Origin of the sequence: Marinobacter salinus (assembly GCF_001854125.1) — a bacterium.
Classification (GTDB): Bacteria; Pseudomonadota; Gammaproteobacteria; order Pseudomonadales; family Oleiphilaceae; genus Marinobacter; species Marinobacter salinus.
The window spans coordinates 2463844-2477512 of record NZ_CP017715.1; the positions used below are offsets into that span (position 1 = coordinate 2463844).

The 13669-nt window shown below is 56.7% G+C and carries 12 protein-coding genes; 1 reads left to right on the forward strand and 11 read right to left on the reverse strand.

The genetic code is table 11. The annotated features are described in order from the left end of the window. Positions 1–31: 31 nt before the first annotated feature. The 6 genes from ribA to BKP64_RS11470 all read right to left on the reverse strand — a co-directional run bounded on the left by ribA (position 32) and on the right by BKP64_RS11470 (position 7524). Positions 32–646 carry a GTP cyclohydrolase II gene (ribA, locus tag BKP64_RS11445; protein WP_070970036.1) on the reverse strand — a complete coding sequence of 205 codons (615 nt, stop codon included), beginning with the start codon at positions 644–646 and terminating at the stop codon, positions 32–34. Between the two features lie 140 nt (positions 647–786). Then, on the reverse strand, positions 787–1269 hold the full coding sequence (gene moaC / locus BKP64_RS11450) for a cyclic pyranopterin monophosphate synthase MoaC (protein WP_070970040.1): 483 nt from the start codon (positions 1267–1269) through the stop codon (positions 787–789). An 88-nt stretch (positions 1270–1357) separates the two neighbouring features. Next, positions 1358–2329 carry a Nudix family hydrolase gene (locus tag BKP64_RS11455; RefSeq protein WP_070970043.1) on the reverse strand — a complete coding sequence of 324 codons (972 nt, stop codon included), beginning with the start codon at positions 2327–2329 and terminating at the stop codon, positions 1358–1360. A 2-nt stretch (positions 2330–2331) separates the two neighbouring features. Beyond that, positions 2332–3549: a bifunctional glutamate N-acetyltransferase/amino-acid acetyltransferase ArgJ gene (gene argJ, locus BKP64_RS11460; RefSeq protein ID WP_070970046.1), complete on the reverse strand. Its 1218-nt coding sequence runs from the start codon at positions 3547–3549 to the stop codon at positions 2332–2334. A 107-nt stretch (positions 3550–3656) separates the two neighbouring features. Further along, on the reverse strand, positions 3657–6398 hold the full coding sequence (gene secA / locus BKP64_RS11465; RefSeq protein WP_070970051.1) for a preprotein translocase subunit SecA: 2742 nt from the start codon (positions 6396–6398) through the stop codon (positions 3657–3659). Positions 6399–6588: 190 nt separating this feature from the next. Beyond that, positions 6589–7524, reverse strand: coding sequence for a M23 family metallopeptidase (locus BKP64_RS11470; protein ID WP_198402612.1), 936 nt, complete (start codon positions 7522–7524; stop codon positions 6589–6591). A 230-nt stretch (positions 7525–7754) separates the two neighbouring features. Here BKP64_RS11470 and BKP64_RS11475 point away from each other — a divergent pair, with 230 nt between their 5' ends. Further along, positions 7755–8201 carry a DciA family protein gene (locus BKP64_RS11475; RefSeq protein ID WP_070970054.1) on the forward strand — a complete coding sequence of 149 codons (447 nt, stop codon included), beginning with the start codon at positions 7755–7757 and terminating at the stop codon, positions 8199–8201. Positions 8202–8212: 11 nt separating this feature from the next. Here the strand turns inward: BKP64_RS11475 and lpxC are convergent, their stop codons facing one another. The 5 genes from lpxC to BKP64_RS11500 form a co-directional block, all read right to left on the reverse strand. Continuing rightward, on the reverse strand, positions 8213–9130 hold the full coding sequence (lpxC, locus tag BKP64_RS11480; protein ID WP_070970057.1) for a UDP-3-O-acyl-N-acetylglucosamine deacetylase: 918 nt from the start codon (positions 9128–9130) through the stop codon (positions 8213–8215). 213 nt (positions 9131–9343) lie between these two features. Continuing rightward, on the reverse strand, positions 9344–10501 hold the full coding sequence (gene ftsZ / locus BKP64_RS11485) for a cell division protein FtsZ (protein ID WP_070970060.1): 1158 nt from the start codon (positions 10499–10501) through the stop codon (positions 9344–9346). Positions 10502–10599: 98 nt separating this feature from the next. Then, positions 10600–11835, reverse strand: coding sequence for a cell division protein FtsA (gene ftsA / locus BKP64_RS11490; RefSeq protein ID WP_070970062.1), 1236 nt, complete (start codon positions 11833–11835; stop codon positions 10600–10602). A 35-nt stretch (positions 11836–11870) separates the two neighbouring features. Continuing rightward, positions 11871–12710, reverse strand: a complete 840-nt coding sequence (locus tag BKP64_RS11495) for a cell division protein FtsQ/DivIB (RefSeq protein ID WP_070970065.1) — start codon at positions 12708–12710, stop codon at positions 11871–11873. Then, positions 12703–13668, reverse strand: coding sequence for a D-alanine--D-alanine ligase (locus BKP64_RS11500; protein ID WP_070970068.1), 966 nt, complete (start codon positions 13666–13668; stop codon positions 12703–12705). Before BKP64_RS11500 ends, BKP64_RS11495 begins: the two co-directional genes overlap by 8 nt. Position 13669: the final 1 nt, after the last annotated feature.

Sequence of the window (13669 nt, forward strand, 5' to 3'; positions counted from 1 at the left end):
CTATCTGGCGGGCTTTTTTCTGTAATCCGGATCATGCCTCCGGATCGTCGTCCTGATGCGTTTCCAGCCAGTGACCAAGTTTGCTCTGCTTGGTATTCAGGTAATGTTCATTATGGGGATTGCGCCCCACGTGTAAAGGAACACGCTCCGAAATCTCAATGCCATAGGATGTAAGCGCCTTGACCTTTCGGGGATTATTGGTCATCAGTCTCAGGCTTTTAATACCCAGGTGCTCCAGCATATCCTTGCACATGCTGTAATCTCGAAGATCGGCTGCGAATCCCAAGCGTTCGTTTGCCTCAACGGTATCCGCTCCCTGATCCTGAAGGTGATAGGCGCGAATCTTGTTCAGCAAACCGATACCCCGGCCTTCCTGACGCAGATACATAAGAATACCCCGACCTTCCCGGGCAATACTCCGCAGAGCCTCCTCGAGCTGGTAGCCACAGTCGCATCGCATGCTGTATAGCGCATCACCGGTAAGGCACTCAGAATGGGTTCGGGCAAGCATGGGTTCGGCGCTGTCCAGTTCACCCAGAGTCAGTGCCACATGCTCTTTACCAGTGTCCGGCTCTTCAAAACCGTGCATATCGAAAACCCCGAAGGGGGTCGGCAACCGGCATGTCTGGATGTAACGAACAGCCACAGTCTTTCCTCGTGGTTCAGTCAATCGGGCCGCGCATTCTATCACGTGGCCGTCTTCTTGGCGTAGTCCCGGCACTGCAGCTCCTCCGACAATCTTAAAGTCCAATGATTTACGAGCCTGTGCACTTTCCGGATTAAAGGTCAGGACTGGCCCGCAACCCAGTGACCACTTCGACCGCCCTTTTTCTCCAGCAAACGGACATCGCCGATCTCCATCCCCCGATCTACAGCCTTGCACATATCATAAAGAGTAAGTGCGGCAACACTGGCGGCCGTCAATGCTTCCATTTCCACGCCGGTCTGGCCGGACAGTTTGCAGCGGGTAAGGATATGCACCGACGCTCCATCCTCGCCAGGCTCCAGCTCTACCTTGACTGACGTCAGATTGAGGGAGTGGCAGAGAGGAATCAGTTCATGGGTCTTCTTGGCCGCCATGATCCCCGCTATGCGGGCAACCGCCAACACATCGCCCTTGGGGTGCTCACCCCCGACAATCATGCTCAAAGTATCCGGCGCCATACGGATGGTGGCCTCAGCCCGAGCTTCCCTCTCGGTTACCGCCTTGCTCGTCACATCCACCATACGGGCTTCGCCCTTGTCATCCAGATGAGTCAGTTTGCTCACAGCGCCTCCAGGGAGTTCTTGAATCGCGAAATCGTCTAAGCGGACCGCCGAGGATACCAGAGATCCGGAATGATTCCGCTGATAAACATCAGTTTTCGGACCACCAAAAACGGATGCCTGCGACGCCCTGGCCACCTTCCTGGCGAGCTCTCAGCACATCCCCGGGACCGAGACCACCAAGACCGAAAACCGGAAGAGGCGCCATGCTCACACTCTCCCGGAAAGCTGGCCACCCGATGCTCACGGCGTCAGGATGCGTGGCGGTAGCCTTGACCGGCCCAAAAGTGACATAGTCCGCACCAAGACGCACCGCATGTCCAATCTGGCCAGCGTCATGACAGGACACGCCGAGCCACGCGTGCCCAGGTATCGGCCTTGAGGACAATCGACTGGCTTCCCGCCAGGGCAGATGCAGTCCGGCGGCTTCCGGTGCATCCTGAAACACCGACGGCCCGCCATGGACGATCAACCCCGCACCTTCACGCGCGCACACTCGTGTGGCGGATGCCACCAACCGCCGGTAGTCGCCACCATTAAGAAGAGGGGCTCGCACGACCACAAGAGGCGGAGACCAACGCTTCAGTGCCGAAGCCAGCTGTTCGCAGCCTTGCTCAACCTTTTCAATGTCACCGGTGATGGCCAGCAATGACGGTAGCCTCAGGGCACGGATAATAGGCCGGTTGGCGGCGGGAAAATCCTGATCCCGCATGTCCATGGGCAGCATCCAGGCCAGGGGCTGGCCTTCTCGACCCTCCGCTTCGCCCTTGGCACTTGTTGTCTGCCAGACGTCAAGAAAGACACACTTGTCGCCATAGTCATGACGAATACCAATAACGGGCTCCAGACTGCTCTCAGGGACCTTCAGTCCGGTTTCCTCGGCAACCTCCCGGACCAGCGCCCGTTGAACGGTCTCGCCGGGCTCAACTTTGCCACCGGGGAACTCCAGCAGACCGCCCTGATGAACATGTTTGGGTCGGCGGGCAATGAGGACGCGGCCGTCACGAATGATCACCGCAACCGCGACATGAGTCTCCCGCTTTGCGGCCGTTTTATCCGCCATGATCAGGTTCGGTATTCCGCATTGATGGTCACGTAATCGTGGGAAAAATCGCAGGTCCAAACCGTTTCTTTAATCTCACCACGCTTGAGATCAATGGCGATAGTGATCTCCTCCTGATCCATGACCGCCTGGCCACGCGCTTCCGAGTAATCATCAGCGCGACCACCATCACGGACAAGGCAGACATCGCCCAGGAAAATTTCCAGCGCATTGAGATCAAGCTCCGGAACACCGGCACGACCCACGGCGGCCAGGATCCTCCCCCAATTGGGGTCCGAGGCGAACAGTGCTGTTTTCACCAGAGGCGAGTGCGCAACGGTATAGGCCACGTCCAGCGCCTCCTGCTGGGTTGCGGCGCCACTGACTTCAATAGTGACAAACTTGGTCGCACCTTCGCCGTCCCGGACAATGGCGTGGGCCAGTTCCAGATACACCTCCTCTAACGCCGCCCTGAGCTTTGGCAGTGCCGGGCTATCTGCGGTGATCTCCGGTCCACGATACTGCCCACTAGCCATCAGCATGCAGGAATCGTTCGTGGAGGTATCACCGTCAATGGTAATCCTGTTAAACGACGTCTCGCCCAACTCCGATGCCAGAGTCTGAAGCAGGCCCGGTTCGATGCGTGCGTCGGTGGCGATGAAACCAAGCATGGTCGCCATATTCGGGCGGATCATGCCTGCGCCCTTGCTGATACCGGAGATCGTCACCATATCGCCGTCCAGGTCAACCTGGCGGGAAGCCCCCTTGGGGCGGGTATCCGTAGTCATGATCCCCTTGGCCGCCTCAACCCAGTCCTGTTCCGAGGTACTTGCCAATGCCCCGGCAAGGGCGCCGACAATTTTTCCAACTGGCAGGGGCTCGCCGATCACCCCGGTGGAGAACGGAAGGACCTCTTCCGGGCTCACACCGGCCTTCTCCGCCAAAGCTTCACAACAGGCAATGGCATCGGTCATGCCACGCTCACCGGTGCCCGCATTGGCGTTACCGGTATTGATAAGCAGGTAGCGCGGCGATTTCTTCGCCAAGTGCTGCCGGCTCAGTGTTACCGGCGCGGCACAGAACTGATTGCGAGTGAAGATCCCTGCAACACGGCTTCCCGGCACAAGTTCAAAGACCACAACATCCTTTCGCCCGGGCTTTTTGATGCCGGCACTGGCAATGCCAAGCTTGACCCCGGCCACCGGAAAAAATTCGGGTAAGGTTCCTGGACCTACCGCCATTGAGCCTCTCCTCTAATAGTGCCTGAAACAGGCGATTCAAAACGGAAAAACCCGCAGCCTGAGAGCTTCAGGTTGCGGGTCTTGAACATCACTTCAGTATCGGGCGATCAGCTGACCTTGCCATGACACTGTTTGTATTTCTTGCCAGACCCGCAAGGACAGGGCTCGTTTCGCCCCACCTTGCGCTCCTGCCGCACAAAGGTTTCCGGCGCAGCCTGCTGCTGACCACCCCGACCTTCGCCCTCTGCCTGACTCTGGGCAGTAGCACTGGTCTCATCATGGCGAAGTCGGGCTCGGGCCAGTTCCTGTTCCAGCTCCTGCTTACGGCGACGCTCAACCTCTTCCATTTCCTCCCGGCTCTGGACACGAACGTGGCAGAGAACGCGGGTGACGTCGCGCTTCATGGTTTCCAGCATATCTTCAAACAGGTTAAAGGCTTCACGCTTGTATTCCTGTTTGGGGTTCTTCTGGGCATAGCCGCGCAGGTGAATACCGCGGCGAAGGTGGTCCATATTGGAGAGATGCTCTTTCCAAAGCGTATCCAGAACCTGCAGAAATACCTGCTTCTCAAACTTGCGCATGGACTCGGAACCGGCAATCTCTTCCTTGGCGCGATAAGCTGCCACGATCTCATCAAGGACTTTCTGGCGCAGGTTCTCTTCGTATAGTTTGTCATCATCCTTGAGCCATTGCTGGACGGGCAGATCAATGGCCATTTCAGACTGCAACTGGGATTCCAGGCCCGCGATATCCCATTGCTCTGGCATACTCTGGGGCGGAATGTACTCACTGACCAGCGCATCCACGACATCCTCACGGATGGTATCAACCATCTCGGAAATGTCATCGGAAGACATAACCTCGTTACGCTGATCGTAGATCACCGTCCGCTGATCATTGGCGACGTCATCGTATTCGAGCAAGGTTTTCCGCATATCGAAGTTGCGGCCTTCCACCTTGCGCTGGGACTTTTCGATGGCATTGGTCACCATCCGATGCTCGATGGCCTCGCCTTTCTTCATACCCATAGCCTGCATCAGACTTTTCACCCTGTCCGGCGCAAAAATCCGCATCAGGTTGTCTTCCAGTGACAGGAAAAAGCGGGACGAGCCAGGATCCCCCTGACGACCGGCACGACCACGGAGCTGGTTATCAATACGACGGGATTCGTGACGCTCGGTACCAATGATATGCAAGCCGCCAGCATCAAGTACCTGGTTATGGCGCTCGGTCCATTCAGCTTTTACACGGGCAACCTCTTCCTCAGTCGGATTCTCCATTGCCGCCACTTCGTATTCCCAGTTGCCGCCCAGAACAATATCCGTACCTCGACCTGCCATATTGGTGGCAATAGTGACGGCGCCCGGCCGGCCGGCTTGGGCAATAATCAAAGCCTCCGAGTCATGCTGCTTGGCGTTGAGGATCTTGTGCTCAATCCGCGCCTTCTTGAGCAGCATGGACAGCAGCTCGGATGCCTCTATAGAAGCGGTACCAACCAGGATTGGACGACCTTCAGTGGTGACATCCTTGATCTCGTCGATGATGGCGTGGAATTTCTCTTCCTGAGTCAGATAGACGAGGTCATTGTAATCAATGCGCTGGATCGGCTTGTTAGGTGGAATTACCACCACATCCAGTCCGTAGATCTGGCGGAACTCAAACGCTTCGGTATCGGCCGTACCGGTCATGCCCGCAAGCTTGTCGTACAACCTGAAATAATTCTGGAAGGTAGTGGAGGCCAGGGTCTGGCTCTCAGCCTGAATGCTGACCCCTTCTTTCGCTTCAATGGCTTGGTGCAACCCCTCACTCCATCGACGACCGGGCATGGTACGGCCGGTATGCTCGTCAACAATCACCACCTGGTCACCCTGAACGATGTAATCAACATCCTTCTGGAACAGGTGCTGCGCACGCAGCGCCGAATGAATATGGTGCAAAAGGCTCAGGTTGGTAGCGGAATAGAGGCTCTCGCCTTCCTTCAGAAGGCCCTGGCCAAGCAGCAGCTCTTCCACCTTCTCGTGGCCAGCCTCCGTCAACTCAACCTGACGGGACTTTTCATCAATGGTGAAGTCTCCAGTGGGCTCACCTTCTTCCGGCACTTCACCCTTTTCCAGACTCGGAATCAGCTCATTGATGGCCTTATACATTTTCGAGCTGTCTTCAGCTGCACCCGAGATGATCAACGGGGTGCGGGCCTCATCGATCAGAATGGAGTCAACCTCATCGACGATGGCGTAATTAAGCCCACGCTGCACCTTGTCATCGGTGCTGAACGCCATGTTGTCGCGCAGATAGTCAAAGCCGAACTCGTTGTTCGTACCGTAAGTGATGTCAGCCTGATAGGCAGCCCGCTTCTCTTCCGGCGCCTGACCCGCGACAACCACCCCAACCTGGAGACCCAGGAAACGGTATAGTTTGCCCATCCAGTCGGCGTCCCGGCGCGCAAGATAATCGTTCACCGTGACCAGGTGAACACCTTTCCCGGGTAACGCATTCAGGTAAACCGCCGCTGTTGCCACCAGCGTTTTACCCTCACCGGTCTTCATCTCGGCGATGCGGCCCTCATGGAGCGTTATGGCACCGACCAACTGAACGTCATAGTGGCGCATCCCCATAACCCGGCGCCCTGCTTCACGAACTGTGGCAAAGGCCTCCGGCATAATGGCCTCAAGGCTCTCACCTTCATCGATACGCCGACGAAATTCAGCAGTCTTGCCTTGCAACTCAGTGTCGGACAAATTACCAAACTGCTCCTCAAGTTCATTAATGCGCGACACAACTTTACGCATTCGCTTGATTTCTCTGGCGTTTTTACTGCCGAACATCTTGGTTGCAAGCTTTGTGAACATAGACCACTGCTTCTTTGATTAAACGGAGGAAGCCGGCATTCTAACCTTATTTCGCAACAGGACAAAAGCCACGGCTCACACCGGTAGGATTTGTGTTAACTCATTGAAGTCACGACCACTCGCCAGCGCACACGCAAAACCACTAAAGCGCTGAGAGTGAAAGGGCAGGACCCGGCGAAAGAAAGGGATATCAGCTGTCGGAACGAGCGATGTACTTCACCGGATCCGTGGATCGGCCATTGGACAGAACCTCAAAGTGCACATGAGGGCCCGTGGAGCGACCGGTGCTTCCCATGAGGGCAACAACCTGACCCTTCTGAACCACGTCACCCACTCTCACATTCACTTCTTTGCAGTGACCGTAGCGAGTGACCAGACCATCCCCGTGATCAATCTCCACAAGGTTACCATAGCCATAGCGCTCGCCCGCCCAGGTCACGACTCCGCCAGCGACGGAAATAATATCACTACCTTCCTTACCCGCGAGATCCACACCATCGTGCCAGGTGCGCTTGCCAGTGAACGGATCGGAACGGTAGCCGTACTTTGAAGACAGCCACCCCCAGGTGATGGGACGGCCTTCAACATACATTTCATCTTCAAGCTTCTGCCGTGAGGCCAGCTTGTCCAGCAAGCGCAATTGCTGCTCACGATCCTCAAGCTGGGTTTCAAGGCGTTTGATCATGCTGGTCAGCCCCGGTGCCGTAAAGGACTCTCTGGGCGCCGCGCCCTCCGGCCCCCCGACTGCCGCAGGCTCCTCAAAATTAAATTCCTCACTGGCTACCAGGCCGGATTCAACAAAACGCTGGCCCAGCGCATCAAGGCGCAACAAGCGCCCCTGCATTTCCCCAAGGCGCAGGGTCAGGGCGTCAATTTGTTGCTGGACCTCCTGCTCAACCGAGGCAAGCTCGGACTTCTGCTCTGCCAGGCGCGCCTGCCAATGGGCAACCAGCTCCGACGAGGATGGCTCGGTTGCATGCGCCTTGCTAATAGCAACCTGGTAGCCGCCCCAGCCTGCCGCAAACAATAGTGCAAGCACCGCAACAGCAAACCCGACGGCCACGGAGCCATTCAGAGCTAACACACGGGATTTCCCATGATGCTTGCCAACGAGGATAATGTTCATATTGTCGTCTGACTTTATTGACGAGCCGCAACCTTGTTCCTGTAATGTTGCGCCCCGGAAATTTTCCGAGTGGGTCTGCCATCCTTGACAACAACTACGTACTAAAAATCGTAGTGCCCGGTAGATATACTGATTTACCACAATGTAGAAGGAGTGTAATACAGCCACCACGCACAAACCGTGCCGAAGTGTAACCAATCGTAAACGGAGTCGTCGAGAAAAAACCGCCCATGAAGCGAAAAAGCGAACAGAAAATGACCTTTGACAAGCTCGGAGGCACACCGGCCCTGAAAGAGCTCGTCGCTCGCGCCGAGCTCCATCGCCAGGCCGAGGAGCAGGTTTTAACGGCTGTCCCGCCCGAGCTGATCACAGGAACCCGCTTCGTAAGTTGTAATGAAGGGGAGCTGGTGCTATCTGCGGAAAATGCGGGAAAAGCCAGCCAGATCCGCTTTCGACAGCATGAAATCATGGAAAAAATACGGACGAATGAACTCTTCCGCTTTGTCTGGAAACTGAAAGTGAAAGTGGCACCGCCCCGTTTTCGGGAAAAACCCCGGTTTAAAAAAGCCCCTCTGAGTAAAGAAAATGCCCGACTCCTCAAAGAGGAAGCCGGGCACACGAAGGATGAAAAACTACGCGAGGTTCTCGAAAAACTCGCAAGCCACGTCCGGGATTAAAGCTTCCTGCTTTAACCCTGGGCCGCCAGCACAGGCTTCATGTAGGAAATGGGCGCCGTGGCTTCATCGTCAAATGTGACGACTTCCCATGCGTCCTCTTCAGCCCTGAGCTTGCGCAGCAGCTTGTTATTCAGGTCGTGACCGGACTTGATGCCCCGGAACTCACCGATCAGGCTGTTGCCCAGCAAATACAGGTCGCCAATGGCGTCCAGCACCTTGTGTTTGACGAATTCGTCATCGTAGCGAAGACCGTCTTCGTTCAGGATCTTATAGTCGTCAACCACGATGGCATTATCCACACTGCCACCCAGCGCCAGGTTCATCGCCCGCAACTTCTCGATATCGCGCATAAACCCGAAAGTTCTTGCACGGCTGACTTCCTTCACGAAGGAAGTACTGGAGAAGTCAACAGTCGCCGTTTGGGCGCGACCTTTGAAGACCGGGTGATCGAAATCGATCCCGAAGCTTACCTTGAAGCCTTCGAACGGCAGGAAGGTCGCCTTCTTGTCGCCCTCTTCAATTGCCACTTCACGCTTTATGCGGATGAAGCGCTTGGCAGCGTCCTGCTCGGCAATACCGGCAGATTGCAGCAAGAAGACGAAAGGCCCGGCGGAGCCGTCCATGATCGGTACTTCAGCTGCGCTAAGCTCAACAAAGCAGTTATCAATTCCGAGACCAGCCATAGCCGACAGTAGGTGCTCAACTGTCGCCACACGGACACCGTCTTTTACCAGCGTCGTGGACAGCATGGTCTCACCCACATTTTCCGCACAGGCACGGATCTCGATAGCAGGATCCAGATCGGTGCGTCGGAAGATGATGCCCGAGTCTACAGGGGCTGGCTTTAGCGTCAGGTATACCTTTTCACCTGAATGCAGGCCAACACCGGTAGCTCGGATGGTGTTTTTGAGGGTCCGTTGTCTGATCATCGGTACATAATTCCGTCACAAAATGGCGATATTCTGGGCAAAAATCTGCCCGGAGAATAACAGAAAATAAGACTGAATACTATTTAGCCGATCCAGCAAAGCCTTACGCTCTTACGGCGCTGGATTTAAAGGCAATCAATGCACGTTGCCACCAGTCTGAAAGTTCCCTTTTTCGCACAGGAACCGGAACCGGATCACATTTTTAATAGTCTATCAGTCAGCCTGCCGACGGAGGAATGCGGGAATATCGAGATAGTCGACCCCCTGCTCCTCACTATCCTTACTCTGGTCAATCGCTACGTTGCCATTGGAAACTGCACGACGGCGGAGAACCGCCGGACGATCCAGCTGGTTATAGTCGGTCTTGCCGTCCAGGGTTCGGGTGTTATCGACCACCTTTGTCGGCTTCTCACGATCGCCGCCAAGACCGGTCGCAACCACGGTAACCTTCAACTCGTCGGTCATTTCCGGATCGATTACGGTACCAACCACTACGGTCGCGGAGTCAGAAGCGAATTCACGCACAATATCGCCAACCTCGGAAAATTCACCCAGATTGAGGTCCATGCCTGCGGTGATGTTAACCAGAATGCCTTTGGCGCCCTGCAGGTTGATATCTTCCAGCAGCGGACTACGGACCGCAGCCTCCGCGGCTTCACGGGCACGATTCTCGCCCGTGGCGCGAGCAGTACCCATCATGGCCATACCCATCTCGGACATAACCGTTTTCACGTCCGCAAAGTCAACGTTAATCATACCGTTGCGGGTAATCAGATCAGCAATACCCTGAACCGCACCCAACAGAACGTCGTTGGCAGCCGCAAAGGCATCCAGCAGGCTGGTCTTTTTGCCCATAACCGCCAGCAGTTTCTCATTCGGAATGGTGATCAATGAGTCAACCGTTTCCTCCAGTTCCTTGAGACCGGAATCAGCCACACTCATGCGCTTACCGCCCTCGAACACGAACGGCTTGGTTACGACCGCGACGGTCAGAATACCCAGTTCCCGGGCAACTTCTGCCACCACCGGAGCAGCACCGGTACCGGTACCACCGCCCATGCCCGCGGTGATGAAGACCATGTCCGCGCCCTTGATGGCTTCGGCGATGCGATCGCGGTCTTCCAGGGCGGACTGACGACCGACCTCCGGATTGGCGCCGGCACCCAGCCCCTTGGTGATATTGCCACCGAGCTGAATGATCTGGCGCGCATCCATATCGGTCAGCGCCTGTGCATCCGTGTTGGCGCAGATAAATTCCACACCTTCGATGTCGCTGTTGAGCATGTGACGTACGGCGTTGCCGCCACCACCGCCTACACCGACGACTTTAATGACAGCGTTTTGCTGGACATTATCGACGAGTTCAAACATTTCCCCTACTCCTTCGTGCTGTTATGTCAGCCTTTCCAGGCTGTTTGTTCGAGATTGTGTTTTCGAGATACCTTCGTTTTACTGCTAGCCCGGCGTCGTCAGAAATGACCGGTAAACCAGGCCTTCATGCGCTCAAACAGCGAGGGTGCGTCTTCACCCTTGAGCACCGGCGTCCGCCCCAGATCCATCTGGCGGAAACCATGTATCAACAACCCGACGCCCGTGGCGTATATCGGATTATTGACGACTTCCGTCATGCCAGAGACCGCCTGAGGACAGGCCAGCCGCACCGGCATGTGGAAGATTTCTTCGGCCAGCTCCACCACGCCTTCCATGGTGGAGGAACCGCCTGTAATCACGATGCCCGCAGGAATCAGATCCTCGAAGCCCGAGCGACGAAGCTCGGACTGGACCAGCGTAAACAGCTCTTCATAGCGAGGCTCCACCACCTCCGCCAGGGCCTGCCGTGACAGGTCCCTCGGGGCACGATCACCGACACTCGGAACCTTGATGGTTTCATCCGCTCCGGCCAGCTGCGTCAGGGCACAGGCATACTTGATCTTGATTTCCTCGGCATTCTGCGTGGGTGTGCGCAACGCCATAGCAATATCGTTGGTCACCTGGTCACCCGCGATGGGAATGACTGCGGTATGACGAATGGCGCCCCCGGTGAATACGGCGATATCCGTGGTACCTCCACCGATGTCTACCACACAGACACCCAGCTCCTTTTCATCCTCGGTAAGAATGGCGTGACTGGAGGCCAGTTGCTCCAGGATGATGTCATCCACCTCCAGTCCGCAGCGCCTAACGCATTTTTCAATATTCTGGGCAGCATTAACGGCGCAGGTCACCAGATGCACCTTGGCTTCCAGACGGACACCAGACATGCCCATTGGCTCTTTGATGCCCTCTTGGCTGTCGATGACGAACTCCTGCGGAAGAATATGCAGGATCTTCTGGTCAGCAGGTATGGCAACGGCCTGAGCGGCGTCAATGACGCGATCGATATCCGCCTGCGTGACCTCGCGATCACGGATGGCAACGATGCCGTGGGAGTTGAGACTCTTGATGTGACTGCCCGCGATCCCGGCGTACACCGAATGAATGCGGCACCCGGCCATCAATTCAGCCTCCTCCACAGCGCGCTGAATAGCCTGGACGGTGGTCTCGATATTGACCACCACACCGCGCTTAAGCCCCCGTGACGGATGGGAACCGATGCCCACCACCTCGATCGTGCCGTCCATCTTGCGCTTGCCGACAATCGCAACCACCTTGGAGGTTCCGATATCGAGGCCGACAATCATGTTTTCCGTTTCAACCGATGACATGTATCTCACCAAACCGTGGTCTGAATTAACCGTTTCTATGATTTCGGACTGGAAGCGCCTTCGGCTGCCTTCCACTGCACTGCCACACCGTTGGTGTAACGGGCATCGACCCGACTGACTTCATCCGACCGGGACGCCAGTCGGGTTTCATACACTGTGATGAACCGTTCAAACCGCTGCTCCACCTGATCCCGACCCAGCACCACCTCGATGCCGTTGGACAACTTCAGCGTCCAGGCTCCCCGCTGCTCAAGCGATAAACCGGCGAAATTCAGGCCATGACCAACCAGCTCCTCGCTCATCGTTCGCGCCATCCGTATGACGTCGCGTACCCGCTCGTCCGGACCCGCCAGCCGTGGCAACTTGCCCGCGACTTGGGGATTCTGCGGGGCGAACAGTTCGCCAGTCCGGCTAACCAGTCGTCCGTCGGTCCAGTAGGCCAGTGGTTTCTTCTCACGAATGTCTATAACCAGGCGATCAGGCCAGACCCGACGAACCGCAGCCGACTCTACCCAAGGCCTCTGTTCAAGGCTCGCCTTGATCTCCGAGAGGTCGGTGGCGAAGTAGCTTTTGCCAACCCAGTCGCCTGCCGCCCGCTCGATGGCGACTCTGCTGTCGCCGATGAAATCACCATTCACATCAACCGCCAGAAACTGCTGATCCATGGCGTTGAGGACCTTGCCGGTCCCCCATGGCACCAACGCAGCCAGCAACACGATCACCGCACCCATTCCAACTTGCAGCCAGGGGACCGCGGCCAACACGGCTCTCAACACGCCAAACCGGTCCCGCTCTGGCCCGAGGGTCGTAGCCCCCCGACGGCGGGGGGGCTCGGACGGTACCGCCCGGCTCCGGATCAGCAATGTCTCAAGCACTGGCATCCTCCAAGGTGTCGCGAAGAATCCGCACCACCAATTCTTCAAAACTGATGCCTGCGGCTTTTGCTGACATGGGTACGAGGCTGTGATCGGTCATTCCGGGCACGGTGTTCACCTCCAGCAACCAGAACTGGCCATCCGCGTCCTGCATGATGTCTACCCGCCCCCAAGTTCGGCAGCCAACCACCCGGAACGCATCCAGCGCCAGCTGTTGCAGGCGTAGTTCGTCGTCCGGTGCCAGTCCGCAGGGAATCCGGTAGCGAGTGTCATCCGCCAGGTACTTGGCGTGGTAATCGTAAAACACGTGATCAGTACTCAGACCAATGGCCGGCAGCGCCCTGTCCTGCAACAGACTGACTGTGAACTCGGGGCCCTCGATCCATTCTTCGACCAACACCAGGCTGTCCAGCGCCGCGGCTTCCTCATAGGCTTCCGCTAATTCGTCTGCCGTGTGAACCTTGCGGATACCAATACTGGAGCCTTCCCGGGACGGCTTTACGCTCAACGGTGTTTTCAACTCGCTTACAATCAAAGCCGCGTCACGAACATCGGCCATGGTGCGGAACCTTGGTGTCGGCAGACCGCACCCTTCAAAAACGTATTTCGTACGCAGTTTGTCCATCGCCAGGGCCGACGCGAGCACCTCGCTCCCTGTGTAGGGAATACCCGCTTGCGACAGAATCGCCTGAATGGTGCCGTCTTCACCACCGCGACCATGCAGTGCGATGAACACCCGGTCAAAGTCCGGATTTTCAACGGTTCTCAGCAGGCAACCCTGAACATCCACAGCGAAGGCATCGACGCCGGCAGAAAGGAGAGCCGCCAGCACCGCCTTGCCGCTCTTCAGGGACACCTCTCGCTCGGCGGAGTCTCCACCCATAAACACGGCAACACGGCCCAGGGCCCGGACAATTTCCGGAGCAGCCTGATATGCCTGAGGTTCGGGATGCTGCATG